Source organism: Nocardioides aquiterrae (assembly GCF_039526625.1).
Taxonomy (GTDB): Bacteria; Actinomycetota; Actinomycetes; order Propionibacteriales; family Nocardioidaceae; genus Nocardioides; species Nocardioides aquiterrae.
In genome coordinates, this window is the sequence record NZ_BAAAJE010000001.1 from 147,020 (window position 1) to 173,213 (window position 26,194).

At 72.9% G+C, this 26,194-nt stretch carries 23 protein-coding genes and 1 tRNA gene; 17 read left to right on the top strand and 7 right to left on the bottom strand.

From position 1 onward, the window contains the following. Position 1: 1 nt before the first annotated feature. From ABD086_RS00710 to ABD086_RS00725, 4 genes are read right to left on the bottom strand one after another with little or no spacing between them, the layout of a single operon-like run. Positions 2-1,408: an FtsW/RodA/SpoVE family cell cycle protein gene (locus tag ABD086_RS00710; protein WP_343904744.1), complete on the bottom strand. Its 1,407-nt coding sequence runs from the start codon at positions 1,406-1,408 to the stop codon at positions 2-4. Next, a complete protein-coding gene (locus ABD086_RS00715; protein WP_343904746.1) occupies positions 1,408-2,739 on the bottom strand; it encodes a PP2C family protein-serine/threonine phosphatase in 1,332 nt (443 codons plus the stop codon). The genes ABD086_RS00710 and ABD086_RS00715 overlap by 1 nt, the downstream gene beginning before the upstream one ends. Before the next feature lie 6 nt (positions 2,740-2,745). Further along, positions 2,746-3,219 carry an FHA domain-containing protein FhaB/FipA gene (locus ABD086_RS00720; RefSeq protein WP_343904748.1) on the bottom strand — a complete coding sequence of 158 codons (474 nt, stop codon included), beginning with the start codon at positions 3,217-3,219 and terminating at the stop codon, positions 2,746-2,748. A gap of 1 nt (position 3,220) precedes the next feature. Then, positions 3,221-3,931, bottom strand: a complete 711-nt coding sequence (locus ABD086_RS00725; protein WP_343904750.1) for an FHA domain-containing protein — start codon at positions 3,929-3,931, stop codon at positions 3,221-3,223. Positions 3,932-4,132: 201 nt separating this feature from the next. On the opposite strand from ABD086_RS00725, the gene ABD086_RS00730 reads away from it, so the two are divergent. Further along, positions 4,133-4,216, top strand: a tRNA-Leu gene (locus ABD086_RS00730). A gap of 90 nt (positions 4,217-4,306) precedes the next feature. Here the strand turns inward: ABD086_RS00730 and ABD086_RS00735 are convergent. Beyond that, on the bottom strand, positions 4,307-5,014 hold the full coding sequence (locus ABD086_RS00735) for a GntR family transcriptional regulator (RefSeq protein WP_343904751.1): 708 nt from the start codon (positions 5,012-5,014) through the stop codon (positions 4,307-4,309). Between the two features lie 177 nt (positions 5,015-5,191). Between ABD086_RS00735 and ABD086_RS00740 the strand changes: the two genes are divergently transcribed. The 12 genes from ABD086_RS00740 to ABD086_RS00795 all read left to right on the top strand — a co-directional run bounded on the left by ABD086_RS00740 (position 5,192) and on the right by ABD086_RS00795 (position 18,243). Further along, the gene (locus tag ABD086_RS00740; RefSeq protein WP_343904752.1) at positions 5,192-6,820 is read left to right on the top strand and encodes an ABC transporter substrate-binding protein; all 1,629 of its coding nucleotides are present in this window, start codon (positions 5,192-5,194) and stop codon (positions 6,818-6,820) included. Between the two features lie 20 nt (positions 6,821-6,840). Further along, positions 6,841-7,842, top strand: a complete 1,002-nt coding sequence (locus ABD086_RS00745) for an ABC transporter permease (RefSeq protein ID WP_343904753.1) — start codon at positions 6,841-6,843, stop codon at positions 7,840-7,842. Between the two features lie 30 nt (positions 7,843-7,872). Continuing rightward, positions 7,873-8,754, top strand: coding sequence for an ABC transporter permease (locus ABD086_RS00750; RefSeq protein WP_343904754.1), 882 nt, complete (start codon positions 7,873-7,875; stop codon positions 8,752-8,754). Next, the gene (locus tag ABD086_RS00755) at positions 8,751-10,595 is read left to right on the top strand and encodes a dipeptide ABC transporter ATP-binding protein (RefSeq protein WP_343904755.1); all 1,845 of its coding nucleotides are present in this window, start codon (positions 8,751-8,753) and stop codon (positions 10,593-10,595) included. The genes ABD086_RS00750 and ABD086_RS00755 overlap by 4 nt, the downstream gene beginning before the upstream one ends. After that, entirely contained in the window at positions 10,595-11,485 is an 891-nt protein-coding gene (locus ABD086_RS00760) for a C45 family peptidase (protein WP_343904757.1), read from the top strand. The genes ABD086_RS00755 and ABD086_RS00760 overlap by 1 nt, the downstream gene beginning before the upstream one ends. Further along, positions 11,482-12,252: a LamB/YcsF family protein gene (locus ABD086_RS00765; protein WP_343904759.1), complete on the top strand. Its 771-nt coding sequence runs from the start codon at positions 11,482-11,484 to the stop codon at positions 12,250-12,252. The genes ABD086_RS00760 and ABD086_RS00765 overlap by 4 nt, the downstream gene beginning before the upstream one ends. Then, complete coding sequence (locus ABD086_RS00770; protein WP_343904760.1) at positions 12,249-12,941, top strand: 5-oxoprolinase subunit B family protein; 693 nt, start codon at positions 12,249-12,251, stop codon at positions 12,939-12,941. Before ABD086_RS00765 ends, ABD086_RS00770 begins: the two co-directional genes overlap by 4 nt. After that, entirely contained in the window at positions 12,938-13,822 is an 885-nt protein-coding gene (locus tag ABD086_RS00775) for a 5-oxoprolinase subunit C family protein (RefSeq protein ID WP_343904762.1), read from the top strand. The genes ABD086_RS00770 and ABD086_RS00775 overlap by 4 nt, the downstream gene beginning before the upstream one ends. After that, positions 13,822-14,634, top strand: coding sequence for a putative hydro-lyase (locus ABD086_RS00780; protein WP_343904764.1), 813 nt, complete (start codon positions 13,822-13,824; stop codon positions 14,632-14,634). Before ABD086_RS00775 ends, ABD086_RS00780 begins: the two co-directional genes overlap by 1 nt. 169 nt (positions 14,635-14,803) lie before the next feature. Then, on the top strand, positions 14,804-15,523 hold the full coding sequence (locus ABD086_RS00785; RefSeq protein WP_343904765.1) for an aspartate/glutamate racemase family protein: 720 nt from the start codon (positions 14,804-14,806) through the stop codon (positions 15,521-15,523). A 63-nt stretch (positions 15,524-15,586) separates the two neighbouring features. Then, a complete protein-coding gene (locus ABD086_RS00790; protein ID WP_343904766.1) occupies positions 15,587-17,140 on the top strand; it encodes a hydantoinase/oxoprolinase N-terminal domain-containing protein in 1,554 nt (517 codons plus the stop codon). After that, positions 17,137-18,243 (top strand): S-methyl thiohydantoin desulfurase family protein, encoded by a 1,107-nt coding sequence (locus ABD086_RS00795; RefSeq protein ID WP_343904768.1) that lies wholly within the window; start codon positions 17,137-17,139, stop codon positions 18,241-18,243. Before ABD086_RS00790 ends, ABD086_RS00795 begins: the two co-directional genes overlap by 4 nt. Positions 18,244-18,388: 145 nt before the next feature. Here the strand turns inward: ABD086_RS00795 and ABD086_RS00800 are convergent, their stop codons facing one another. Together ABD086_RS00800 and ABD086_RS00805 are read right to left on the bottom strand one after the other, a co-directional pair. Continuing rightward, a complete protein-coding gene (locus ABD086_RS00800) occupies positions 18,389-19,963 on the bottom strand; it encodes a helix-turn-helix domain-containing protein (RefSeq protein WP_343904770.1) in 1,575 nt (524 codons plus the stop codon). Further along, positions 19,960-21,036 (bottom strand): DUF917 domain-containing protein, encoded by a 1,077-nt coding sequence (locus ABD086_RS00805; protein WP_343904771.1) that lies wholly within the window; start codon positions 21,034-21,036, stop codon positions 19,960-19,962. Before ABD086_RS00805 ends, ABD086_RS00800 begins: the two co-directional genes overlap by 4 nt. 190 nt (positions 21,037-21,226) lie before the next feature. Here ABD086_RS00805 and ABD086_RS00810 point away from each other — a divergent pair, with 190 nt between their 5' ends. The 4 genes from ABD086_RS00810 to ABD086_RS00825 are packed head-to-tail and all read left to right on the top strand — an operon-like array spanning position 21,227 to position 26,084. Next, the gene (locus ABD086_RS00810; protein WP_343904773.1) at positions 21,227-22,429 is read left to right on the top strand and encodes a sugar ABC transporter substrate-binding protein; all 1,203 of its coding nucleotides are present in this window, start codon (positions 21,227-21,229) and stop codon (positions 22,427-22,429) included. After that, complete coding sequence (locus ABD086_RS00815; RefSeq protein ID WP_343904774.1) at positions 22,426-24,009, top strand: sugar ABC transporter ATP-binding protein; 1,584 nt, start codon at positions 22,426-22,428, stop codon at positions 24,007-24,009. The genes ABD086_RS00810 and ABD086_RS00815 overlap by 4 nt, the downstream gene beginning before the upstream one ends. 18 nt (positions 24,010-24,027) lie before the next feature. Further along, positions 24,028-25,071, top strand: coding sequence for an ABC transporter permease (locus tag ABD086_RS00820; RefSeq protein WP_343904776.1), 1,044 nt, complete (start codon positions 24,028-24,030; stop codon positions 25,069-25,071). Continuing rightward, entirely contained in the window at positions 25,071-26,084 is a 1,014-nt protein-coding gene (locus ABD086_RS00825; protein ID WP_343904778.1) for a dipeptidase, read from the top strand. The genes ABD086_RS00820 and ABD086_RS00825 overlap by 1 nt, the downstream gene beginning before the upstream one ends. Positions 26,085-26,194 lie beyond the last annotated feature (110 nt).

Sequence of the window (26,194 nt, forward strand, 5' to 3'; positions counted from 1 at the left end):
CTCATCCCAGCTTCACCACCTGAGTGGCGTCTGAGTCGATCGCCGTCGTGTCGTCGGAGAGCTGCGGGACGGGGCGCCGGGCCTGGTCGGAGATGCGGAGCAGCAGCGCGACGATCACCCAGTTGGCGATCAGCGACGAGCCGCCGTACGAGAGGAACGGCGTGGTGAGGCCGGTGAGCGGGATCAGGCCGGTCACGCCGCCGACGACCACGAACACCTGGAGCGCGAAGACGCTGCCGAGGCCGGTGGCGAGCAGCTTGCCGAAGCCGTCGCGGCAGATCAGCGCGGTGCGCAGCGCGCGCTCGACGATCAAGCCGTACATCATGATGATCGCGATCACCGCGGTCAGGCCGAGCTCCTCGCCGATCGCGGCCAGGATGAAGTCGGAGTTGGCGTAGGGCACGCGGAACGGGTCGCCGTCGCCGAACCCGCGGCCGATCAGCCCGCCCCAGCCCATGCCGAACATCGCCTCGACGGGCTGGTAGCTCTGCCCGCCCTGCTCGGCGGCGTAGTAGTCGAACGGGTGCAGCCAGATGTCGAAGCGGATCCGGACGTGCGCGAACAGGTAGTACGCCGTGGTCGCGCCGGCGACGAACAGCAGCCCGCCGACGACCAGCCACCCGGGGCGCTCGGTCGCGACGTACAGCACGATCAGGAAGAGGCCGAAGAACAGCAGGCTCGAGCCCAGGTCGTGCTGGAAGACCAGGATGCCGAGGCTGACCAGCCACATCGCGAGGACCGGGCCGAGGTCGCGGCCCCGCGGCAGGTCGACGAACACCACCCGACGGCCGGCGAGCGCGAGCGCGTCGCGGTGCAGCACCAGGTAGCCGGCGAACGCGATCACCAGCAGCACCTTGGCGATCTCGCCGGGCTGGAAGCTGAACGGGCCGAGGTGGATCCAGATCCGGGCGCCGTTGATGGTCCGTCCGATGCCGGGCAGCATCGGCAGCAGCAGCAGCACGATCGCGGCCAGCCCGCTGGTGTAGGTGAAGCGCTGGAGCACCCGGTGGTCGCGCAGGACCACCAGCGTCGTCACGAACAGGATCACCCCGAGCGTCATCCAGATCAGCTGCTGCTGGGCGAAGGCGTGCGGCTTGCCCTCCGCCTCGGCGGCCAGGTCGAGCCGGTGGATCACCGCGAGCCCGAGGCCGTTGAGGGCGCCGACCACGGGCAGCAGCACCGGGTCGGCGTACGGCGCGACCAGGCGGATCACCACGTGCGAGCCGATGAGCAGCGCGGCCAGCCAGCCGCCGTACGCGAACAGGTTGGCGGGAACCTCCTGGTCGACGCCGAGCCCGACGGCGACGTACGCGCCGATCCCGACCAGCAGCGCGAGGACCAGCAGGAACAGCTCCGCGCCCCGCCGGCGGCGGTGCACGAAGCCCATCAGCGCGCCCTGCTGCGCCATCACGAGGACGACTCCGGCTGCGGGTCTTCCTGGTGCGAGGCGAGGTCCTGGACCTTGGACTCCGCCTCGTCGAGGCTGTCGTAGGGGATGCCCTCCCGGATCCGGTCCGCCTCGATCTCGCTGAGCCGGTCCAGCCGGACGTCGGTGGTCTCGTACGGCTCGGACAGCTCGATGCCCCCGAGCTGGGTGTTGACGCCGCGGTAGATCACCACGGTGCCGTCCTGCTCGCCGACGTAGTACTGGTCCTGGGTCCAGGAGTACGCCCACGCGAGCCCGACCCAGGCGAGGCCGGCGACGAGCAGCAGGGCGAAGAGCCGCTTGAGCCACACGAACCGGCGCGGCGCCCGGGGCGCGTAGCGCGCCGCCTCGGGGTCGATCGGGTCGGCGGTGATGGCGTACGCCGGCAGGTCCTCGGGGATGTCGGCCCGCACCGGCTCCAGCTCGCCGGTGTCGCCGGAGCGGTGGCCGCGGAACAGCCCGCCCATGGCGCCGCGGCTGCGGTACGCCGAGCGCCGCTCGGCGGCCGCGCCGACCACCAGCGGCTCGGGGAGGGGGCTGCCGTCGTCGGGCACGACCTCGGCGACCAGGCACGTGACGTTGTCGCTGCTGCCGGCCTCCAGGCTGGCGCGGACCAGCTCGACGGCGGCGAACTCGGGGCTGCCGCTGTTGAGGATGTCGGCGAGCCGGCCGTCGGACAGCACGCCGCTGGCGCCGTCGCTGCAGAGCAGCAGCCGGTCGCCGACGGCGAGCTCGAGCACGAACAGGTCGGGCTCGGCCTCGTGGACACCGTCGAGGGCCTTGAGGATCAGGTTCCGGTGCGGGTGGACGCGGGCGTCCTCCTCGGTGATCCGGCCCTCGTCGATGAGCGTCTGGACGAAGGTGTGGTCGGCGGTGATCCGGCTGATCTCCCCGTTGCGGAACAGGTAGCCGCGGCTGTCGCCGACGTGGCCGACGCCCACCCGCGACCCGTCGAAGAGCGCCACGGTCGCCGTGGTGCTGGTGCCGTTGAGCGCGGGGTCCTCGTCGACGAGCTCACCGATCCGGTCGTGCGCGCGGTGCAGGGCGCCCGCGACCCGGGCCAGAAGGTCGTGGTCGGGGTCGTCGGTGGGCGGTACGTCGAGCTTGCGCAGCTGGGCGATCGCGGTCGCCGAGGCGATGTCGCCGCGGGCGGCGCCGCCGACCCCGTCGCACACGGCGATCAGCCACGGGCCGGCGTACCCGGAGTCCTGGTTGTCCTTGCGGACCCGGCCGACGTCGGAGACGGCGGCGTACCGCAGCCGCAGGGCGGCTCCGGACTGGTCTCCGGCCGGGGGCTCGGGGGTCGCGGTCATCGCGGCCTACTTCCTGAGCTCCAGGACCGTCTTCCCGATCCGGACCTGGGTGCCGAGGCTGATGGTGGTCGGCTGGGTGATCCGGACCGTGCCGACGTACGTCCCGTTGGTGGAGCCGAGGTCCTCGACGAACCACTGGTCGCCGGAGGCGGCGATCCGGGCGTGCCGGGTGGAGACGTAGTCGTCGTCGAGCCGGATCGCGGCGTCGGCGCCCCGGCCGATGAGAATCGGCGCCTGGTCGAGCTCGGCGCGCTCGCCGGTGTTGGAGCCGGCGGTCACCAGCACGTGCGTCGGGGCGCCCTTGCGGCGGCTGGGCTGCTTCGGGGGCTTGGGCGCCTTGCCGGTGCGGGCCCCGCGGGCGGCCTCGGGGACGCGCGCGCCGAACATGTCGGAGCGGATCACCGAGATGGCCGAGAGCACGAAGATCCACAGGATCGCCAGGTAGGCGATGCGGATGAGGAAGAGGGTCAGCTCGGACACGCTAGTGATCACGCTCCTCGAGGACCCGGACGGTCATCGTCGTGTTGCCGATCTTCACCTGCGACCCGTCGTGCAGGGAGGTCGAGGTGATCCGGTGGCCGTCGACCAGCATGCCGTTGGTCGAGCCCAGGTCGACCGCCTTGATCAGCAGTCCGGAGCCGCCTCCCTCGACCACGAATTCCACGTGCCGGCGGCTGACGCCAGGGTCGTTGATCCGGACGTCGGCGTCGGTGCCGCGGCCCACCACCAGCCCGGGCGGCTGGAGGGGGTGCCGGGTCCCGTTGACCTCGAGGACGGCGCGGGCGCGCCCGACCTGCGTCGGGGTGGCGTGGCTGGTGACCTTCGCCTGCGCGCGGCTGCGGATCCGGAACCGCCCGGTGGTCAGGTCCTCGGCCGGCTCGAAGGCGATCGAGATCGGCCCGGGGAACGCGTAGCCCTGCTGGTCGGCGTGGGCTTTCAGCTGCTGCGCCATCTCCTCGGCCAGCGCGACGTCGTACGCCGAGAGCCGGTCGAGGTCGGTCGGGGACAGCTCGACGTGGAAGTCGTTGGGGACCAGCCGGCGGTCGCGGGAGAGGATCTGGGCGTTGTTGTCGCACTCGCGCTGGAGCGCCGCGGAGATCTCGACCGGCTGCACCGCGGAGCGGAAGGCCTTGGCGAACGCGCCCGAGATCATCTGCTCGAGCCTGTGCTCGAGGCGCTGGAGTCCGCCCACACCGCCTCCTTCGCAGTCCCGGTGGTCGTGCCCGCTCGCGGGCCGGTCAAACCGCACGAGGAGGTCCCCCGACTGTCGACCTCGTCACGGCACGCAGTGCCACCCGGCACCCGCCGGGCTGCGTCGATCGTAACGGGATGGGCCGTACTGCCCCGGTTTGGGCCAAACCGACGCGCTGGGATACCGTTACCCCCGCTTCACGCGCGAGTGGCGGAATAGGCAGACGCGCACGGTTCAGGTCCGTGTGCCCGAAAGGGCGTGGGGGTTCAACTCCCCCCTCGCGCACGTGTGCCAAGGGCCGGACCCGATGGGTCCGGCCCTTGCTCGTTCTCGGCACCGCTCGGCGCGGCCGCCACGGCCGCCACGGCCGCTGCGCTACGCGCTGGCGGTGGCGTTGGCGACGACCCGGTACGCCTGGACCAGCTGCTGCTCGGCGCGCGTCAGGTAGGTGTCGAGCAGCGCCGCGGCCTCCTCGCCGCGGCCGGCCTGGACGAGGGCGCAGATCCGGGCGTTGTCCTCGAGGTAGGGCGCGTGGAACTTCTGGGGCGCCGCCATCACGTGGAAGACCAGGCGCAGCTCCGCCATCAGCTGCTCCATCAGCTCGTCGATCCGCGGGCTCCCGGCGAGGGCCCCCACCGCGAGGTGGAAGTGCATGTTGGCGGTGCCGACCTCCTGCCACTGCCCCTCGCGGGCGGCGGTCTCGCCCTCCGACACCGCCGACCGGAGCCGCGCCACCGCGGCCTCGGGCGGCTCCGGGGTGCGGACCGAGGAGCACTCGAGCACCCGGCGCAGCCGGAACAGGTCGGCGACCTCGTCGAGGGAGGCCTCCCGGACGAAGACGCCCCGGTTCAGCTCGTGCACGAGCAGCCGTTCGTGGACGAGGAGGCGGAACGCCTCGCGCAGGGTGTTGCGGGAGACCGAGACCGCGGCCGCGATGTCCTCCTCCGACAGCCGGGTCCCCGGGGGGATCCGGCCCTCGATGACGTGGGTGCGCAGCAGGCCCGCCACCCGTTCGGCGGTGCTGCGGCGGGAGAGCGCGGCGCTGCCCGAGCTCAGCTCGGCGAGCCAAGGTCCTGCGTTCATGGGTCCCACTCTCCCGTCGTGGACGCGAATCCGCATTCAATCAAACATTGACCGATTTGATTGCAGGATCGTTCAACAACTAATACGGTGGCGCAGCGGCGGTCGTGGTCGGGTCTGCAACCGCCTCCCTCCTCCTGGGCCCGCCCTCTGCGGCCCTCCGGGCGAAAGGCAAGACCCATGAACACGCACCTCTCCCGCCGCTGGTTCCTCAAGGGCACGCTGGCGACCGCGGCGGTCGCCGGGCTCTCCGCGTGCTCGGCATCGGGCGGCTCCGGCCAGAGCGGCTCCCGGACCCTCGTCTACGTGGACTCCGACACCCCGCCGAGCTTCGACACCGACACCAACGGCGCCCAGGACACCGGCGAGAACATCGTCGCGAACTGCTACGGCGGCGACATCGTCGCCTTCGACAAGGTCGCCGGCCCGGGCGGCGTGCTGATGGCCGACGTCCTGCGCCCCGGCGTGCGGGGCGGGATCGCCAACGGCTTCGCCGAGCAGATCGACGTCTCCGACGACCTGAAGACCTACACCTTCCACCTGCGCAGCGACGTCAAGTCCTCGCTGGGCAACACCCTCAGCGCCGACGACGTCGTGTGGTCCTACGAGCGCAACCTCGCGCTCAAGCAGACCGGCGCGTTCATGGCCAACGCCATGGGCGTCACCGCGGACAAGCAGGTCGTCAAGGTCGACCAGCACACGGTCCGCTTCGAGCTCGACAACCCCAGCCCGATCTTCCTCAAGGTCAACGCGGCCAAGCTCTACTCCGGGCTCGTCGACTCCGTCGCGGCCCAGGAGCACGCCACCTCCGACGACCCGTGGGCGCGCGACTGGCTGTCCCAGAACACCGCCGGGTTCGGCCCGTACGCGGTCACCGACTACCGCAAGGGTCAGTACGTCCACCTCGACGTGAACCCGCACTACTACGGCGAGAAGCCCGCCTACAGCAAGGTCGTGTGGAACGCCGTCCCGACCAGCGCCAACCGCGCGGCCCTGCTGCGCGCCGGCGACGCCGACATCGCGGTCAAGCTGACGCCGCCGCAGATCAAGCAGGCCGAGCAGGCGAAGCTCTCGGTGACCAGCTACGAGTCGAACCAGATCAAGTCGCTGCAGCTGAACACCAAGTACGGGCCGCTGGCCGACTACCGGGTGCGGCAGGCGATCGCCTACGCCATGCCCTACGACGAGATCCTCTCGAGCGTCTACCTGGGCACCGCCAAGCCGGTCCACAGCCCGCTGCCCACGTCCTACCCCGGCTACACCGACGAGTACTGGACCTACGCCACGAACGTGGACAAGGCCCGGGCGCTGCTCCGCGACGCCGGCGTGGACGGCTTCGACCTGACGGTCAGCTACGCGACCAACCAGTACGACGACCCGCTGATCGCCCCGATCGTGAAGTCGGCGCTCGGCGACATCGGCATCAACGTGACCCTCGAGGGCCTCCCGCAGGCCACCTACTTCGAGAAGGTGTACGCGCGCAAGGGCCAGGCCTACCTGATGAACAACTGGCCGTTCGTCGCCGATCCGGGTTACGCGCTCGGCGTCTACTGGAAGTCCACCGCCTTCAACAACGTCGGCTCGTGGAGCAACCAGCAGTTCGACCGGCTCGTGGACTCGATGCTGGTCGAGACGGCGGACGAGCGGCGGCTCGCCCTCGCCAAGCAGGCCCAGCAGATCTACGCCCGTGAGCTGCCGTGGATCCTGCTGGGGAACCCCGGCTGGCACGTCGCGCACTCCGCCGGGGTCTCCGGCCTGACCTGGTACCCCAACAACGGCGTGCGCTTCGAGGACGTCAAGCCCGCCTAGCCGACTCCCGGAGAGCTCCCATGATCACCACCGTCCTGCGTCGGCTGGCCATCGTCCCGTTGCAGGCGCTCGGGATCGTCACGATCGTCTTCTTCCTGTCCCGGCTGATGCCCGGCGACCCCGCCTATGCACTGGCGGGGTCGCAGGCCACCGACGAGCAGGTCGCGGCGATCCGGGCCGAGCTCGGGCTGGACCAGCCGATCTGGACGCAGTACGGGGAGTTCCTCGCGAACGCCGTCCGTGGGGACTTCGGGACCTCGACGCAGACCGGGAACACGGTCACCGCCGACCTGATGCAGCGGGCGCCCTCGACGTTCGCGCTGATCCTGATCTCGCTCGTGGTGATCACCGTGCTGACCGTGCTGCTGCTCGGCTGGTTCCTCGCCCGGCCGCGGGGTGTCGCGCGCCGGGCGATCGGCGGGTACGGCTTCCTGGCCGGTGCGGTGCCGGACTTCTGGATCGGGCTCGCGCTGATCTCCCTGCTGTACGCGAAGCTGGGGCTCGGCGCGGCCCCGAGCGGCCAGCTCGACGCGCGGATGTTCGTCCCGGACGTCACCGGTGTGGCCATCGTCGACGCGATGCTCTCCGGGGACGGTGCGGCCATCAGCGACGCGCTGGCCCACCTGCTGCTGCCCGTGCTGACCCTGACGATCGTCTACACCGCCGCCGTCGTGCGGGTGATGCAGGTGGTCTCCACGCAGACCCTGCAGAGCGACTTCATGCGGTTCGCCGACTCCTGGGGCATCCGGAGCTGGCGCCGGGTCGCCTACGTCCTGCACCACGGCGCCCCGACGATGATCACGGCCCTCGCCTCGACGGTGGTGTTCCTGCTCGGCGGCGCGGTGCTGGTCGAGACGGTCTTCTCCTGGGGCGGCCTCGGCCAGTACGGCGTGGCCGCGGTGACCCAGTCCGACTACGCCGCCGTCCAGGGCTTCGTGATCGTGGCCGGTGTCTTCACCGCCGTCGTCTACGCCCTCGGCGACGTCCTCCACACCGTGTTCGACCCGAAGCTGCGCGACTAGCGCAGCCGATCGCAGAAGGACAGTGATCTCGTGAACCGGTTCGGCCGACGCCTCGCCGTGGGATACGTGCTGCTCGCGCTGGTGTTCGCCGTGGTCGGGCCGTGGCTCGCGCCGTACGACCCCGAGCGGCCCACCGCGGACGTGCTCCTCGCCCCCTCGCTCGACCACCCGATGGGCACCGACGCCTCCGGCCTCGACGTGCTCTCGGTGACGGTCGCCGCCTTCCGGACCGACCTGCTGATCGCGGTGTGCGCGGTGGGGATCTCCCTGCTCGTCGGCATCGTGCTGGGCGTGCTCGCCGGCTACAGCTTCGGCGGCTCCCGCGTCTTCCGGACGGTCGGGGTGACGGTCGACCGGCTGCTCGACATCGTCCAGTCCATCCCGGTGGTGATCCTGGGCCTGGCCCTGGTCGCCACCTTCGGCCGGGGCGTGCCCAGCGTGGTCGCGGCGGTGGCCTTCGTCAACGTGCCGGTCTTCGCCCGCCTGCTGCGCGCCTCGGTGAAGAGCGTCGAGCGCAGCGGCATGGTGCAGGCCTGCCGCTCCATCGGCCTCTCTGAGCGCACCACGCTGCGGCGCCACGTGCTGCCGAACTCCCTGGACAGCACCCTGGCCAACGGGTCGATCGCCGTCGGCACCGCGATCCTGCTCACCGCGGCCCTCAGCTTCCTCGGCGCCGGCGTCCGGCCGCCGACGCCGGAGTGGGGAGCGCTGATCTCCAACGGCGCCAACTACGTGTCGACCGGTCAGTGGTGGATCAGCGTCTTTCCGGGCCTGGTCCTGTCGGTGACCGTCGTGACGTTCGCCGTGGCCGGCGAGGTGATCCGGGCCGCGGTGGCCCGGTCGCGCGGCAAGGCCGCCGCGGAGGACCCCACCTTCGAGGCAATCGTCCAGGACGAGATGAGGATGCCGTGAGCAGCCCACGACTGCAGATCGACGAGCTGGTCATCGGGGCCGGTGAGGGCGACCGGAGCAGCACGCCGGTCCGTGGAGCGTCGCTGGCCATCGGCGCCGGCGAGATCCTCGGGCTGGTCGGCGAGTCGGGGAGCGGCAAGACCCTCACCGGGCTCGCCTGTCTGGGCCTCTTCCAGCCCGGCGTCCGCCCCGTCTCCGGCACGGTCACCGTCGACGGCCAGGCGATCTCGGCGCTGCCGGAGCGGGAGCGGCGCAAGCTGCGCGGCCCCTCGGTCGCGATGGTCTTCCAGGACCCGCTGAGCAGCTTCCACCCCGGGCTGACCATCGGCAGCCAGATCGTGCACTCCCTCCTCGACCGCGGTGTCTCGCGTGCCGACGCCAAGAAGCGCTGCCTGGAGGTCCTCGGCGAGGTCGGCCTGCCCCGGCCCGACGCCCAGGCCAAGCGGTACCCGCACCAGCTCTCCGGCGGCATGCGCCAGCGCGCGATGATCGCCCTGGCGCTCGCGAACCGCCCGCGCGTGCTGATCGCCGACGAGCCGACGACCGCGCTGGACCCGACCGTCCAGGCCGGCATCCTCCGCCTGCTCCGCCGGCTGGCGGACGACGGGCTGGCGATCCTGTTCATCAGCCACAACCTCGGCGTGGTCGCGGGGCTCTGCGACCGCGTCGCCGTCATGTACCAGGGCCAGATCGTCGAGTCCGGTCCCACGGCGGAGCTGATCGGTGCGCCCCGCGACGCCTACACCAAGACGCTGCTCGCGGCGGCCCCGACGCTTCCCGAGCCGGGCGAGCTCGGCATCGAGGCGGTGCCCGTGGACGCTCCCCGGGTCGCCGCCGTGGTCGACGTGGACGCCGAGACGGCGCTGTTCGACCTCCGCGGGGTGAGCCGGCACTTCACGACCCGCAGCCGCGGACGACGCAGCACCGTGCACGCCCTCGACGGCATCGACCTGACGATCCGCCGGAACACGTCGGTCGGCGTCGTGGGGGAGTCCGGCTCGGGCAAGTCGACGCTGGCCCGGCTCCTCGGCGCGCTCGACCACCCCTCGACCGGTCAGGTGTCCTTCGACGGTCAGGACATCGCCACGCTGTCGAAGGAGCAGATGCGGTCCTTCCGGCGCCGCGTGCAGTTCGTCTTCCAGGACGCCACCTCCAGCCTCGACCCGCGCTACACGATCCGGGACACCCTCGCCGAGGCGCTCAGCACCCACGGCGTCCGGGAGCCGGGTGAGCAGAGCCGGCGCATCGCGGCCCTGCTCGACCAGGTCCGGCTGCCGCAGCAGCTGCTCGGCCGGCACCCGCGCGAGCTGTCGGGCGGCCAGCGGCAGCGGGTGGCGATCGCCCGGGCCCTGGCCCCGCGGCCCGAGGTGCTCATCGCCGACGAGCCGGTCAGCGCCCTCGACGTGTCCATCCAGGCCCAGGTGATGGAGGTCTTCCGGGACCTCGCCGAGAACGACGGCCTGACCCTGGTCATGGTCTCCCACGACCTGGCGCTGATCCGGGACGTGTGCGACACGCTGGTCACGCTCTACAACGGCACGATCATGGAGAACGCCGAGGCGGACACCTACTACGACCAGCCCCGGCACCCCTACTCCGCCGCGCTGCTCGACGCGATGCCGAACCCGCGTCACATCGGGCGGCTGCCGGAGGTGCTGGCCCTCGGGGAGCCCGCCGACCCGACGGCCCCGCCGAGCGGCTGCCGCTTCCACCCCCGTTGCACCCAGGCCCAGGACCTGTGTGCCAGCACCGTGCCGCTGCTCCGCCCGGAGCCCGGCCGCGAGCTGGCCTGTCACTTCCCGTTGCAGGTCGCGGCCCCGGCCCGGAAGGCGGAGCTCTGATGTGCACCCTCGTCGGCCGCGCCAGCGGCACCCGCTGGCGGCTCGCCAGCAACAGCGACAACCCCTACACGGTCCAGAGCCACGTCATCGGGGTCGTGGACGCGGCCGAGCCGTTCGTGGGCGCCGTCGTCCGCTGCCCCGGTGACGAGGTGGTGGCGTGGGACGGCATGGTCACCCGCGGGGTGAACCGTGCGGGGTTCGCCTTCACCTACGCCTACGTCCCGGACGAGGCAGCGGCGCCGGAGCGCAAGGACGAGAAGCTCCCCGCCCAGACGTGGTCCCACGAGATGATGGCGACCACGACCACCGTCGCGGGCGCGCTGGACTTCATGCGCGCCCGGCTGGGATCCATCCTGTCCGGCAACTACCTGATGGCGGACACCACGGGTGCGGCGGTCATCGCCGAGGTGTCGGCGGGCCGGCTCAGCCTGACCCACCCGCGTGGCGAGACGATCGCCTGCGCGAACGTGTGGCAGACCAGCGCCGACCCGGTGCCCCCCGGCTGGGGCGACGAGACCGCGTCGGCGGAGCGGTCCGGCCGGTCGTGGCACCTGCTGGGTGACGACGCCGCCCCGCCGGCGCAGGTGCTGACCGACCACGAGGGCCTGGCCGTCGACCCGAGCGGCCGCGGCCGCTCGATCTGCAACCACGGTGTCGAGATGGGCACGATCGCGAGCGAGGTGCTCGACGGCGGCACCGGCACCCTGTGGTGGTCCTACGGCTGGCCGTGCGGGCACGCCCAGGGGCACGAGCAGGTGCAGCGCGCGTCCTGGGGCAGGTTCCTCGGGTTCCGGGTCGACCGGCTCCGCGCGGACGCCGAGCTGACCACGGTCGACGGGCAGGTCACGGCCGCGGGCGTCCAGGCGCTGACCGACGAGCCGCGGCCATGACGCACTCCCGCAGCGTCGACCTCAACAGCGACGTCGGGGAGTCCTTCGGTCGCTGGCGGTTGGGCGACGACGCCGCCCTCCTCGAGGTGGTGACCAGCGCCAACGTCGCGTGCGGGTTCCACGCGGGCGACCCGTCGACGCTCCGGGAGACCTGCGGGCACGCGGCGGCCCACGGCGTGACGATCGGGGCCCAGGTCGGCTACCCGGACCTGGCCGGCTTCGGCCGGCGCTTCATCGACATGGACCCCGCCGAGCTCACCGACGCGGTGCTCTACCAGGTGGGAGCCCTGGAGGCGATGGCCCGGGTGGCCGGCGCGCGGGTCGCCTACGTCAAGCCGCACGGCGCCCTCTACAACGCCGTCGTGCACCACGAGGCGCAGGCCGCCGCCGTCGTCCGAGCCGTGCGTGAGCACGGCGGGTCGCTCCCGGTCCTGGGGCTGCCGGGCTCGCAGCTGCTCGCGCAGGCCGCCGACGCGGGCCTGCCGACGGTGTCCGAGGCGTTCGCCGACCGCGCCTACACGCCGCGGGGCACCCTGGTCCCTCGCACCGAGGCCGGTGCGGTCATCACCGACCCCGCGGTCGTCGCCGCCCGCGTCGTGCGGATGGTGGTCACCGGAGAGGTCGAGGCGGTGGACGGCACCGCGGTGCCCGTGCACGCGGACTCGATCTGCGTGCACGGGGACACCCCGGATGCGGTGGCCATGGCCCGGGCCATCCGGGAGGCGCTGCTCGACGCCGGCGTGCGCCTGGGGGCCTTCGCGTCGTGACCGCTGCCCCGACCTCGACCGCGGCGCCCGTCCCGGTCGACGCGGCGGCTCCCCCGGAGGCGCCCGTCCCGACGATGCGCTTCCTGCCCTGCGCGGACGTGGGCGTCCTGGTCGAGCTCGAGAGCCTCGCCGACGTGCTGGCACTCCACGAGGCGCTCGCCGGCGACCTCCCCGACGGCGTGGTCGACCTGGTCCCGGCCGCGCGCACGCTGCTGCTGCACCTCGACCCCGGCCGCACCAGCGTGCCGGAGGTGATCCGCGCCGTCTCCGAGCTGCGGCCGACGCGCCGCACCCGGTCGGCGGCGCGGAGCGTGGAGATCCCCGTCGTGTACGACGGGCCCGACCTCGACGTCGTCGGCGAGCTCACCGGACTCGGGGCCCGGGGAGTCGTGGCGGCGCACACGGGCCAGCTGTGGACGGTGGCGTTCACCGGGTTCACGGCCGGGTTCGGCTACCTGGTGGGTGAGGACGACCGGCTGCACGTGCCCCGGCGCGCGACCCCGCGGGTCAGCGTCCCGGCCGGTGCCGTCGCCCTGGCGGGCGAGTTCAGCGGCGTGTACCCGAAGGCCTCGCCGGGTGGGTGGCAGCTGCTCGGCCGCACCCCCCTGGAGATGTGGGACCTGCACCGGGACCCGCCCGCGCTGCTGTCCCCGGGGACCCGGGTCCGGTTCGTCGAGGTGGACGCGTGAGCGGCGCCGGGCTGGAGGTCCTCTCCGCCGGGCCGCTCACCACCGTGCAGGACCTCGGGCGTCCCGGCCATGCCTCGTGGGGCATCGGGCGGAGCGGAGCCGCGGATCGCCGGTCCCTCCGGCTGGCCAACCGGCTGGTCGGCAACGCGGCGGAGGCGGCCGGACTCGAGGTGCTGCTCGGCGGCCTCGAGCTGCGGCCGGACCGAGACGTCGTGGTGGCCCTGACCGGCGCCCGCTGCGCGGCCACCATCGGCGGCCGGGCCGCCGACCACAACACCGTGCTGCGGGTGCCGGCCGGGTCGCCCCTGCGGCTCGGCACCGCGTCCGCGGGGCTGCGTACCTACGTCGCCGTGCGGGGCGGCATCGACGTCCCTCCCGTCCTCGGGTCGCGCTCGTACGACGTGCTGTCCGGCCTCGGCCCGCCGGTCCTGGCGGCCGGGACGGTGCTCGCCGTCGGCGCGCCCCCGGCCCGCTTCCCGTCCGTGGACATGGCGCCGGTGCCCGACCCCCCTGCCGGCCCGGTCCGCCTCCGGGTGATGTCCGGCCCGCACGACGACTGGTTCACGGCCGACGCCCTCGGGCTGCTCGAGCGGACCGCGTGGACGGTCACGACCGCGAGCGACCGGATCGGCATGCGCCTGGCCGGTGCCGAGCTCCCGCGGGTCCGGAGCACCGAGCTGCCGAGTGCGGGCGTCGTCCGCGGCGCGCTGCAGGTCACCCCCGCGGGGCAGCCCACCCTGTTCATGTCCGATCATCCTCTCACCGGGGGATACCCGGTGATCGCGGTCGTCGTCGACGCCGACGTCGACCGCGCGGCCCAGGTCCGACCCGGTCAGGACCTGCAGTTCACGATCGTCCCCAACCCCCCGCGAGGTACCTGATGACCAGCGCCGTCCCCGGCACGACCCACGACGACATCGCAGCCCTGACGCCCGCCCGGGCGCGCGAGCGGTTCCGAGCGGGGGAGCGGGTCGCGACGAGCGGCTGGTGCGCGGGCTTCACCCAGGCCAACCTGATCGCGGTGCCGCAGCAGTACGCCTACGACGTCCTGCTCTTCACGCAGCGCAACCCCAAGGCGTGCCCCGTCATCGACGTCACCGATGCCGGCAGCGTGGAGCCCGGCATCGCCCCCGGGGCCGATCTCCGCACCGACCTGCCCGGCTACCGGGTGTACGAGGAGGGCCGCCTGGTCGCCGAGACCGGCGACGCGCGCGAGCACTGGCGCGACGACATGGTCACCTTCCTCATCGGCTGCAGCTTCACGTTCGAGCGGGCCCTGCTCGAGTCCGGCGTCCCGGTGCGCCACCTGACGGCCGGCACCAACGTGCCGATGTACCGGACCAACCGGGCTTGCCGGCCGGCCGGGCGCCTGCACGGGCCGATGGTGGTCTCCATGCGCGCCGTGCCGGCCGACCAGGTCGCCGCCGCGGTCCAGGTGACCAGCCGGTTCCCGAGCATGCACGGTGGCCCGGTGCACGTCGGCGACCCCGCCGCCCTCGGCATCGCGGACCTGGCCCGGCCCGACTACGGCGACGCGCCGGTGCTGGCCGACGGCGACGTGCCGGTGTTCTGGGCCTGCGGGGTGACCCCGCAGGCCGTCGTCGCGGCCGCCGGCATCCCCTATGCCGTGTCCCACGCGCCCGGCCAGATGTTCATCTCCGACGTGCCCGAGGCGACCTGGGCGCTGGCGTGACCCGCGGCTGAGGCCCGTGCTCGGGGCCGGCCGCCGCTGACGGTCCCCGGTCCCGAGCACCGTCATGTGCAACAGGCCGTCCGACCGGCCCCTCAGTTGGCACATTGCACATGGCCGTCCGGATCGCCGGCGCGCACGATGGACGCACCCACTCCTGAGAGGTGCGTCCATGAAGCTCACTGTCGTCAGCCCGTTGCTCGGCGAGGAGTTCGCCGACGGCGTTCGCAAGGAGGTCGCCCAGTGGGCCGGCCCGGACACCGTGATCGACGTCGTCAAGGTCGAGCGAGGCGTCGCCTCCATCGAGTCCGAGTACGACGAGGCCCTGGCCGGGCCGGGGATCCTCGAGCAGGTGGCGCTGGCGGTCGAGCGGGGTGCGGAGGGCGTCTTCGTCACGTGCTTCGGTGACCCCGCGGTCCACGCGGCCCGCGAGATCGTGGACGTCCCGGTGGTGGGCGGCTTCGAGCCGGCCATGCTGAACGCCCTGTCCCTCGGCGAGTCCGTCGGCGTGATCACCGTCCTGGACAACGTGGTGCCGATGATCCGCGGCCTCGTGCGCCGCTACGGGCTCACCGACCGCTGCCAGTCGGTGCGCGTCGTCGACCTCCCCGTGCTGGCCCTCGACGCCCACGAGGAGCTGCTGGAGCGCCTGTACACCGAGGCCCGCTCCGTCGTGGACAGCGGCGAGGCCGACGTGATCGTGCTGGGCTGCACCGGGATGATCGGCGTCGCGGCCGCGGTGCAGGCCCGACTGGAGGCCGACGGGGTGTTCGTGCCCGTCGTCGACCCGACCGGCGCCGCCATCCTCTGGCTGGAGTCGCAGATCCGGCTCGGCGTCCGCCCCAGCCGGGCGACCTACATGCCGCCGCCGCCCAAGGACCGCCGCATGTGACTCCGCCCGCAGCGGCACTCCCGACGTTCGGCTCGAGATCCACATAGTTCGGAAAGGCAGCACATGCGCATCGGGATCGATGTGGGAGGCACCAACACCGATGCCGTCCTGATGGACGGTCACCAGGTGATGGGCGCGGTGAAGTCGGCGACCCAGCCCGACGTCTCCTCGGGTATCAAGGCGACCCTCGAGAGCCTGCGGAAGCAGCGTCCGTTCGCGCCGGAGGACATCCGGGCCGTGATGATCGGCACCACGCACTTCATCAACGCGCTCGTCGAGGCCCGGCACCTGGCCCCCACGGCGGTGCTGCGGCTGGGGCTGCCCGCGACCAGCTCGCTGCCGCCGCTGGTGGACTGGCCGGAGCGGTTGGTGGACGCCATCGGTGGGCGGGCGTACCTGGCGCACGGTGGCCACGAGTTCGACGGTCGGCACATCGCGGAGCTCGACGAGGACGAGCTGCGCCGGCACGTCCAGGACATGGTCGCGCACGGCATCCGCTCACTGGCGATCTCGTCGGTGTTCTCCCCGATCAACTCCGAGTTCGAGCTGCGGGCCGCCGAGATCGTCGCCGAGGAGGCGGGGCCGGAGATGGCCGTCTCGATGTCCCACGAGATCGGTCGCGTCGGGCTGCTCGAGCGCGAGAACGCCACGATCATCAACGCGGCCCTGCGCGAGCTCGCGCTGGGCATCGTGGACGGGCTCGCCGGCACGCTCGCGAGCCTCGGCATCGACTCGCCGCTCTACCTCAGCCAGAACGACGGCACGCTGATGGACATGGACTTCGCCCGCCGCTACCCGGTGGCGACCTTCGCGTCCGGGCCCACCAACTCCATGCGCGGCGCCGCCATCCTCTCCGGGCTCAAGGACTGCGCCGTCGTCGACGTCGGTGGGACGACGAGCGACGTCGGTGTCCTGACCAACGGCTTCCCGCGCGAGGCGACCACCGAGGTCACCGTGGCGGGGGTGCGCACGAACTTCCGGATGCCGGACGTGCTGAGCATCGGCATCGGCGGCGGCAGCCTGGTGCGCGGCAACGAGGCCGGCGTGACCGTGGGCCCCGACTCCGTGGGCTACCGCCTGACCCAGGAGGCCCTGGTCTTCGGGGGCAGCACCCTCACGGCCACCGACATCGCCGTCGCATCCGGACGCGCCGATATCGGCGACCGCTCGCTCGTGGCGCACCTCGACCGCGCCACGATCGAGGCGGCGCTCGCCCGGATCGGCAGCGACGTCGCCGACGCGGTCGAGCGGATGCGCACCTCGGCGGACGCCCTGCCCGTGGTCGCCGTCGGAGGCGGCTCGATCCTGCTTCCCGACCGGCTGGAGGGCTGCGGCGACGTCCACCGTCCCGAGCACTTCTCCGTCGCCAACGCGATCGGGGCCGCGATCGCCCAGGTCGGCGGCATGGTCGACCGGATCTACTCCATCGCGCCCGGGCAGCGCGACGCGATCTGCGACGAGGCCCGGCAGGAGGCCAAGGACCGCGCCGTCGCGGCCGGCGCCGACCCCGAGACGGTCTCGATCGCCGACTTCGACGAGGTCCCGATCCCCTACCTGCCCGGCAACGCCACCCGGATCCGCTGCAAGGCGGTCGGCGACCTCTGGATGGAGCGATGAGCATGCGCGTGACCCCGACCGACCTGATCCCGATGGCCCGCGGCGCGGCCGTGCTGGGCGGCGGCGGCGGCGGCGACCCCCACATCGGGCGGCTGCTCGCCGCGAGCGCCATGCGCGAGCTCGGCGACGTCGAGATCGTCTCCCCCGACGAGGTGCCCGCGACCGCCTGCGTGCTGCCCATCGCGATGATGGGTGCGCCGACGGTGATGGTCGAGAAGATCCCGTCGGCCGGCCAGATCTCCCTGGCGCTGGAGACGCTCGCCCGCTACCTGGGCCGCACGCCCACCCACGTCGCCTGCATGGAGGCGGGCGGGGTGAACTCCATGGTGCCGTTCGTCGCGGCCGCCCGCCTCGGGCTGCCGCTGATCGACGGCGACGCCATGGGCCGTGCCTTCCCGGAGCTGCAGATGGTGCTGCCCACCATGTCCGGCGTCTCGGCGACCCCGATGTCGATCGTCGACGACAAGAACAACAAGGGCGTCTTCGACACGATCGACAACAACTGGGCCGAGCGGCTGGCCAGGTCCGCGACCATCGACATGGGCTGCGCCCCGATCGTCTCGCTCTACGCGATGTCCGGGAGCGAGGTGCGCGACTGCTTCGTGCCCGGCACCCTCAGCCTCTGCCTCTCGATCGGTTCGGCCATCGAGAGCGCGCGGGCGGCCAACCAGGACCCGGTGGAGGCGCTGGTCGGCGCCCTGCGCGGGAAGCTGATCCACACCGGGAAGGTCGTCGACGTCACCCGTCGTACCGTCGCCGGGTTCGCCCGCGGGGAGGCCGTCGTCACCGGGCTGGACGCCGCCGCCGGGAGCCAGCTGGTCCTGAAGTTCCAGAACGAGCACCTGATCGCCGAGCTCGACGGCGAGGTGCTCGTCACGACGCCGGACCTCATCGTCGTCGTCGACGCCGAGACCGGTGAGCCGATCACGACCGAGACCCTGCGCTTCGGCCACCGGGTCGCGGTCGTCGCCGCCCCGATGGACGAGCGGTGGCACACGCCGGCGGGCATCGAGCTGGTCGGGCCCCGCTACTTCGGCTACGACCTCGACCCGATCCGGTTCGACGGCACCCCCTCGGAGGGCGCGCGCCTAGGAGCCTGCTGAACAATCCGCGCGGCTACGCGACATCCGGTGGAGCGTTGGCTGCGTTCACCTCGGTCGGAGTGACGCTGCCACGCCTTCCCTCGGCAGCCTTGCCACCGCACGCACCGGACGCCGCTCGCGTTCGCCCGTCTTGTTCAGCAGCCACCTAGCCCACGTCTGACGGCGGGATCCAGATCGTCCGGCAGGCGAGGTGCAGCGCCAACCGTTCGGAGGGGTCGGCGAGGTCGACGGCGAGCAGGGACCGGATGCGGGCCAGCCGCTGCGCGACCGTGTTGCGGTGGATGCCCAGGATCGCGGCGGTCTCGGAGACCGACGACTCCTCGTCGAGGTACGTCGTGAGCGTGTGCAGGAGGTCGCCCGGCTGTCCCTCCAGCGGCGCGAGGAGGGACCGGGCCGCGGGCTGGAAGGTGTCGGTCCGGGTCCAGGCCAGGAGCGTCTGGCCGAGGCCCAGGCGGTCCACGTGCAGGAACCGCCCGCTGGCGACCCGGCCGGCCGCCAGCCGCGCTGCCTCCCCGGCCTCGCCCAGGGTTCGCGCGACACCCCGCGGGCCCGCGTGGTAGCGACCGACGCCCACGGCGGTCGGGGTGGTCGCCGCGAGCCGGCGCTGCGCGCTGCGGATCTGGCCCGCTCGCGCCTCGACGTCGGCGCCGCGTGGCTCGTCCTCGGACGTGATCCAGGCCGACCACCCGTCGCCCTGCTCCACGACGACGGCGTCCAGCCCCTCCTCCTGGAGCGCGCCGATCACCTCGGGACGCTGGGCCACGGGGTCGACCTCGGGGCCGGTGTCGATCCGGATGCCGAGGTGCCAGCCGTCCAGGCGCCAGCCGGCCTCGAGCGCGCGACGCCGGGTGGTGGGCGCCACGTCGTCGGGGGCGTTGAGCAGCTCGCCCAGCAGTGACGCGCGGGCCCGGGCGTCCCGCTCGACGGCCAGCCGGCGCAGGCTGGCGCGCTGGCCGATCACCGCCGCGGCCACGGAGAGGGCCGCACTCGCGGCGGCGCTCTCGGCGGGCAGGTCGTGGGGGAGCCGGGTGACCAGCCACACGGTGGCGTCCCGCGCCGTCGTCGGCGGCACCGGGTGGGCGATCAGCAGCGCCGAGCCGGAGAGCTCGACCCGCTGGGTGACGCGGTAGCGGGCCGCGCCCGCGGTGAGGGTCCCGGCCACGGTCTCGCGGTCCTCCTCCGCGACCACGTCGGCGCCCAGGAGGGTGTCGCCGCCGGCGGCCACCAGGGCCAGGGGCCGGTGCAGGACCGAGCCGACGGCCTTCATCACGTCCTCCACCCCCTCTCCGGACCGGGTGGCCGCGGACGTCACCCGCAGCACGGTGTCGGACACGTGCAGCTCCACCTCGGCGACCAGCCTCCGGGCGGCCAGGGCGGCCGCCAGAGGGTCGTCCGCCCCGAGCACGGTCAGGCCGACGCGCGCGGCCAGGGCCGACGACGGCTGCGAGAGCGGGGACGAGTCGCCGATCAGCAGCGCCGAGGCACGGCTGGCGGCGGCCGTCTGGATCAGGACGTCGATGTGCCAGTCGTCGCGCAGCGGTGGCTGCAGCACGGTCAGCAGGTTCCCCTCGAGGTCGGCCGCCCGGCCGCGGATGTCGGCCACCATCGCGACCCCGCCGACCGTCAGCGTCGGCGCCGGCGGTGCCGCGAGCACGCTCACCTGCTGCCAGTCGGCGTGGGCCAGCAGGGCGACGAGCGGGACGGGCGAGGCGGCGCTCACGGCCGCCCGCCCAGGAGCAGGGGCGGGCTGTCGATGGCGAACGCGGCCGGCGACACCCGGTCGAGGCGGCCCGGTGCGAGCCACCACGCGGGAGCCGGCAGGACCACCACGAACACCTCGTCGCCGCGCCGGAGGGCGTCGACCGCCAGGGGCCGGTTCGTCCGGCGGTCCAGCAGGCAGATGAGGTCGGGGACCGTGGCCCGGGGCTCGCCGTCCACGAGCACCATCAAGAACTCGTTCTCCGTCTCGATCCGCAGCACGGGGCCGTTCCGGTCCAGGACCGTCACCGACGACTCGGGTTGCAGCCCGCCGCCCGCGCTGTGCCGCAGCACGTCGTGCACGCGGCCCTCACCGAGGACCTCGCCCCCCAGCACCTCCGCGACCTCCGCGGCGTCCGCCAGCACGCGCAGCGAGCCGTGGGCGCGTCCGAGCTCGAGCGCCCGGCCCAGGGTCCCCACGCAGGCGGTCTCGTCCAGCAGAGCGGCGGGGCTCGGCGGGAGCGCGAGGGCCGCCCAGCCGCCGGTTCCCGCCAGCGCGGCCCGGATCGTCCTCTCCACCTCGGTGGCGGAGGCGCTGTCGACGAGCAAGGTGTGGCCGCCCGGGAACGCCAGGGCGCACGGGGTCAGGGGCAGCTGCGCGGTCACCCAGGTCAGCTGGTCGAGCCGGGGCAGCCCGCGTCCGGCCAGGTCCGCGTCGACGTACGGCAGCTCCAGGCGCAGCGCGGCCACCAGCGCGGTGACGCCGTTCAGGCCGGCCGTCTCGATCCCCATCACCGCGTCCGGCGCCGCGCCGGTCCACCGTCCGGTCGCGGCGACGGCCGCGCCGAACTCACCGCCGTGGGGGAGCTTCTCGGTGAACACGCTGGTGGCCCCCACCATCCCCACCGGCACGACGCTCGCGCCCCCGAGCCCGCCGGGAGCGTGCAGCACCAGCTCGCCGCTCCCGAGCTGCGAGCGCAGCACGGAGGCGAACGGCTGCGGGTCGCCGGCGCCGCCCGAGCCCAGCAGGCACAGGCCGACCGCCAGCGCCTCGAGGTCGGCCGCGCGCAGGGTCCGGGAAGCCGGGGGGCTCATGCCCGCATTCTCGCATCCGGCCGCCGGTCCGGGGGGCGATCCGTGTGCAGGTGGCCTTGCCCGTGAGACGCGACCGAGCGATGTGCACATATGTCCGAGGATCCGACGTTGGGACCATGAGGTAGTCGCAGCACCAGTGGGGTGCCGGCCACCGGCAGTCGCCGCGGATGACAGTGGAGGAACGCAAACGATGAAGAAGCAGATCCGGTCTGCACCGGGCGTGCGGCCGCGGCGGCTCGCGGTCGTCGCGCTCCTGCTGCCCCTCGTCCTGGCGGCCTGCTCCAAGCCGGGCGACCCGGCGTCGGGCGGCGGCGAGTCCGCGACGGGCGAGGTCTCACAAGCCGCCTCCGACACGGTCGAGAAGTTCAAGGCGGTCCCGGAGTTCGTCTCGCCGGGTCCCGCGGTGGACGTCGCGAGCCTGGCCGGCAAGAGCGTCTTCGTCATCCCGCTGCTGACGACCAACGACTACAACATCCAGATCAACGCAGCGATGGAGCGCGTGGCCAAGGCCGCGGACGTCGACTTCGAGGTCTACACCAACGAGGGCCAGCCCAACCAGTGGGTCGCCGGCATGAACCAGGCGATCGCCAAGGGCGTCGACGTCATCATCCTCAGCGGCGGCACCGACCCCCGCGCGCTGGAGCCGCAGATCAAGGAGGCCCGCGACCGGGGCATCAAGGTCGTGGTGAGCATGTTCTGGGACACCTCGGCCCAGTTCGCCCCCGACTGCTCCGGGCTCAGCGTGGACTGCGTCGACGGCGTGGACGCCATCGTGGCCGCGCCGTACCAGACCGCCACGCGCCTGGACGCCGACTGGATCGCCGTCGACTCCGAGGGCGCCGCGAAGATCCTGGTGGTGACGTCGAACGACGCGGGTCCGAGCCCGGGCCAGGAGGCCGCCTTCAAGGACGAGATCGCGACCGCCTGCCCCTCCTGCGAGGCGACGTTCGCCAACGTGCCGATCAGCAAGTGGACGACCTCCGTGCAGTCGACCGTGCAGTCGGAGCTCGTCCGCAACCCCGACATCGACTACGTCGTGCCGCTCTACGACAACATGGCCAGCTACGCCGTCGCCGCCATCACCGCGGCCGGCAAGCAGGGCCAGGTCAAGGTCGTCACCTTCAACGGCACCCCCGCGGTGCTCAAGATGATCCAGGACGGCGACATCGTGACCATGGACGTCGGGGAGTCCCTCGAGGGTGCCGGGTTCGCCGCGATGGACAACGCCTTCCGGCTGATGGCCGGCATGGAGCCCTCGCAGGTGGCCGACATCGTGCCGGTGCGGATCTTCGACACCACCAACATCGACGAGGCCGGCACCCCGCCGGAGGTCAACAAGGGCTACGGGGACGACCTGGAGGCCCAGTACCTCGAGGTCTGGGGCCTCGGGTGACCGATCCGGCCCGCCCGGTCCTCCGGATGAGGGGCGTCGCCAAGACGTTCGGCCTCACCCGGGTGCTCCAGGACGTGGACCTCACCGTTCGCCGCGGTGAGGTCCACGGCCTGCTCGGCCAGAACGGGTCGGGCAAGTCGACGCTGATCAAGATCCTCGCCGGGTTCCACACCCCGGACGAGGGGTCGATCGAGCTCGACGGTGCGTCGGTCGACCTGCCGCTGTCCGCCGTGGATCGGCGCAAGCACCGGCTGCGGTTCGTCCACCAGGACCTGGCGCTGCTGCCGTCGTTGACGGTGCTCGAGAACCTGCTCGCCGACGACGTCGCGACGGGGCCCGGCATCCGGCCCCGGCGCCGGCGCGCCGAGCTCGCCCGCGCCACCGCGCAGTTCGACCGGTTCGGGATCTCGCTGCGCCCGGACACGCTGGTGCGGGACATCTCGCGCCTGGACCGGGCCAAGCTGGCGATCGCCCGCGCCGTCAGCCACCTCGGTGACGATGACGGTGACGCGGACGGCGCGGGTCGGGGGCTGCTGGTGCTCGACGAGCCGACCGCCTTCCTGCCGCACAGCGAGGTCGCCGAGCTGATCGCGCTGATGCGGGCGGTGGCCGCGCAGGGCACGGGCGTCCTGTTCGTGTCGCACGACCTCGACGAGGTCCTGACGGTGACGGACCGCGTCAGCGTCCTGCGCGACGGCCAGCTGGTCGGCAGCGAGGACACCGCCTCGCTGGCGCGCGAGGATCTCGTCCGGTTGATCGTGGGCCGGCCGGTCTCCGTGCTGAGCGCCGGCTCCGCGCCCGTCTCCGCGAGTCAGGAGCGGCCGCGGCTCCAGGTGAGCGCCCTGCGCGGTGGGGCGGTCCAGCACCTGGACCTGAGCGTGCACCCGGGTGAGGTCGTCGGCGTCACCGGCGTGATCGGGTCCGGGTTCGACGAGGTGACCCAGCTGCTCTTCGGGGCGCTGCGGGCCAGCGGCGGGTCGGTCGCGATCGACGACCTCGAGCTCGAGGCGCGCCGGCTCTCGCCGGCCACGGCGATCAAGGCCGGCGTCGCCTACCTCCCCAGCGACCGTGCGGTCCAGGGCAGTGCCCCGAGCCTGACCGTGGGGGAGAACGTCGCGCTCCTCTCGCTGCGCAAGGGCGGCGGTCCCTTCGCCCTGACCGGCCGGAGGCTCGAGCGGCACGCGGGCAAGCTGCTCCGCGACCTGGACGTACGTCCGCCCGAGCCCGCGCTCGCCTACGCCTCCCTCAGCGGCGGCAACCAGCAGAAGGCGATGATGGCCAAGTGGCTGGTGACCGGCCCCAAGGTCCTGCTGCTCAGCGAGCCCACCCAGGGTGTCGACGTCGGGGCGCGCGAGCAGATCTTCACCCTCATCGCCGAGGCCGCCCGGCAGGGCTGCGCGGTCGTGTGCTCGAGCTCCGATCTCGACCAGCTGGCCCAGATCTGCAACCGCGTGCTGCTCATGCGGCGCGGTGTCGTCTCGGACGAGGTGCACGGTGAGGCCGTCACCAAGGCCGGCCTGACCGAGATGCTGTTCGCCGACGCGGTCGTCAGGTCGCCGCGCGCCACCTCCGACGCCTGATCAGCCCCATCACCGCCCGTGAAGAGAGTCGACATGTCAGTGGGTACAACTACCGGTCACGACACGGACGCCGTCGCGCCGACCCGGCCGGGCGCTCGTCGCTGGACCTCGCGCATCGAGGCCGGCGCCCTGCCCGCGGCCTGGCTCGTCGTCTTCGTCGTCTTCGCCGTGCTGCTGCCGGACACGTTCCTGAGCACGGCGAGCGTCTCGAACATCCTGGGATCGCAGGCGGTTCCGCTCGTGCTGACGCTGTGCCTGGTGCTGCCGCTGGTGTGCGGCGACTACGACATGTCGGTCGCGTCCGTCGCCACCCTCACCGCCATGGTGATCGGCATCTTGAACGTCAACCACGGCTGGTCGATCGGCGCCGCGATCGTGGCGGGCCTCCTGGCGGCCCTGCTGGCCGGGTTGGTGAACGGCGCCGTGATCGTGATCTTCGGGGTCGACTCGCTGATCGTCACGCTCGGCACGGGGACCGTGATCCAGGGCCTGGTCCTCTGGATCAGCGACTCCACGACGGTGAGCGGCATCTCGACCTCGCTGGTCGACCTGGTGATCGGCTACAAGCTGTTCAGCGTGCCGGCGGCGTTCTACTACGGCCTCGCGCTCTGCGTCGTGCTCTGGTACCTGCTGCAGCACACCGCGCTGGGGATGCGCATGCTCTTCATCGGCCGCGGCCGCGACGTCGCCCGCCTGAGCGGCATCGCGGTCCCCCGGGTCCGCATGGGTGCCCTGGTGGCGTCGGCCGGCCTGGCGGGCGTGGCGGGCACCCTGTACGCCGGCACCACCGGCTCGGCGGACCCGAGCTCGGGCACCTCGTTCCTCCTGCCGGCGTTCGCCGCGGTCTTCCTCGGCGCGACCACCGTGATCCCGGGCCGGTTCAACGCCTGGGGCGCGTTCATCGCGGTCTACTTCCTCGCGACCGGCATCACCGGGCTCCAGCTCCTGGGGGCGGAGAGCTTCGTGCAGCAGCTCTTCTACGGCGGCGCGCTGGTCATCGCGGTCTCCCTGGCCCAGCTGGCCCGCCGCCGCGAGGCGACCAGCGCGGGCACCACCTCCTGATGGCGGTGCCGATGCTGCCGGTGGCGGACTGCCACAACGACCTGCTGCTGGGTGTCCTGCACCAGCGCGAGCGGGGCCTCGCCGACCCGTTCGGCGACTTCTGGCTGCCGCAGCTGCGGGCCGGCGGCGTGGCCCTGCAGGTGCTCCCGGTCTTCACCGAGGAGCAGCACGTGGGCGAGGGCGCCCTGCGCCGGAGCCTGCAGGTGCTGGAGGAGGCCCGCCGCCTGGCCGACGTGCACGCCGCCGACGTGGCGATCTGCGAGCGGGGCGACCAGATCCGGCCCACCATCGAGAGCGGCCGCATCGCGCTCGTCCTCGCCCTGGAGGGCTGTGAGCCGGTCGGCCACTCCCTCGAGCTGCTCGACACCTTCCACCGCCTCGGCGTCCGGATCGCCTCGATGACCTGGAACCGCCGCACGATGATGGCCGACGGGGTCGGCGAGCAGGATGCCGGCGGCCGCCTGACGACCCTCGGTCTCGAGGCGGTCGCCGAGATGGAGCGGCTCGGCATGCTCGTCGACGTCAGTCACCTCTCGGAGACCGGCTTCTGGCACCTGGCCTCGGTCGCGACCAGGCCCTTCGTCGCGAGCCACTCCTCCTGCCGGGCCCTGCAGCCGCACCCGCGCAACCTCACCGACGAGCAGATCCGGGCGGTGGCCGACAGCGGCGGCTTCGTCGCCGTCAACGGGTTCGGCCCGTTCCTGTCCGACGCCGCCACGGTGGACTCGTTCCTCGACCACGTCCAGCACGCGGTCGCGCTGGTGGGCCCCGAGCGCGTCGCGCTCGGCCTGGACTTCATGCGGGACCTCGTGGACGCGGTCGACCCCGTGCTCTCCGGTGCGCTCGTCCACCCCGACACCCCGCCCTGGGTCGCCGGCCTCGAACGGCCCGCCGACCTCGCCGCGCTCGCGGCGCGGCTGGAGGAGACGCTGGGACCGCGAGCCGGCCGCCAGGTGGCTGCCGACACCGTCATCGACACCCTGACGCGGCAGCTGGCTCCGGCGCCGCGCTGACCGCGGGCCGCCGGCGGGCACGACCCGCCGGTGGGACCGGGGCGCGCTCCCCGGCGGATGAAACCGGGTTCGGCTTTCGGGGACGTTCTCCTGTCGCGAACGCGACGCTT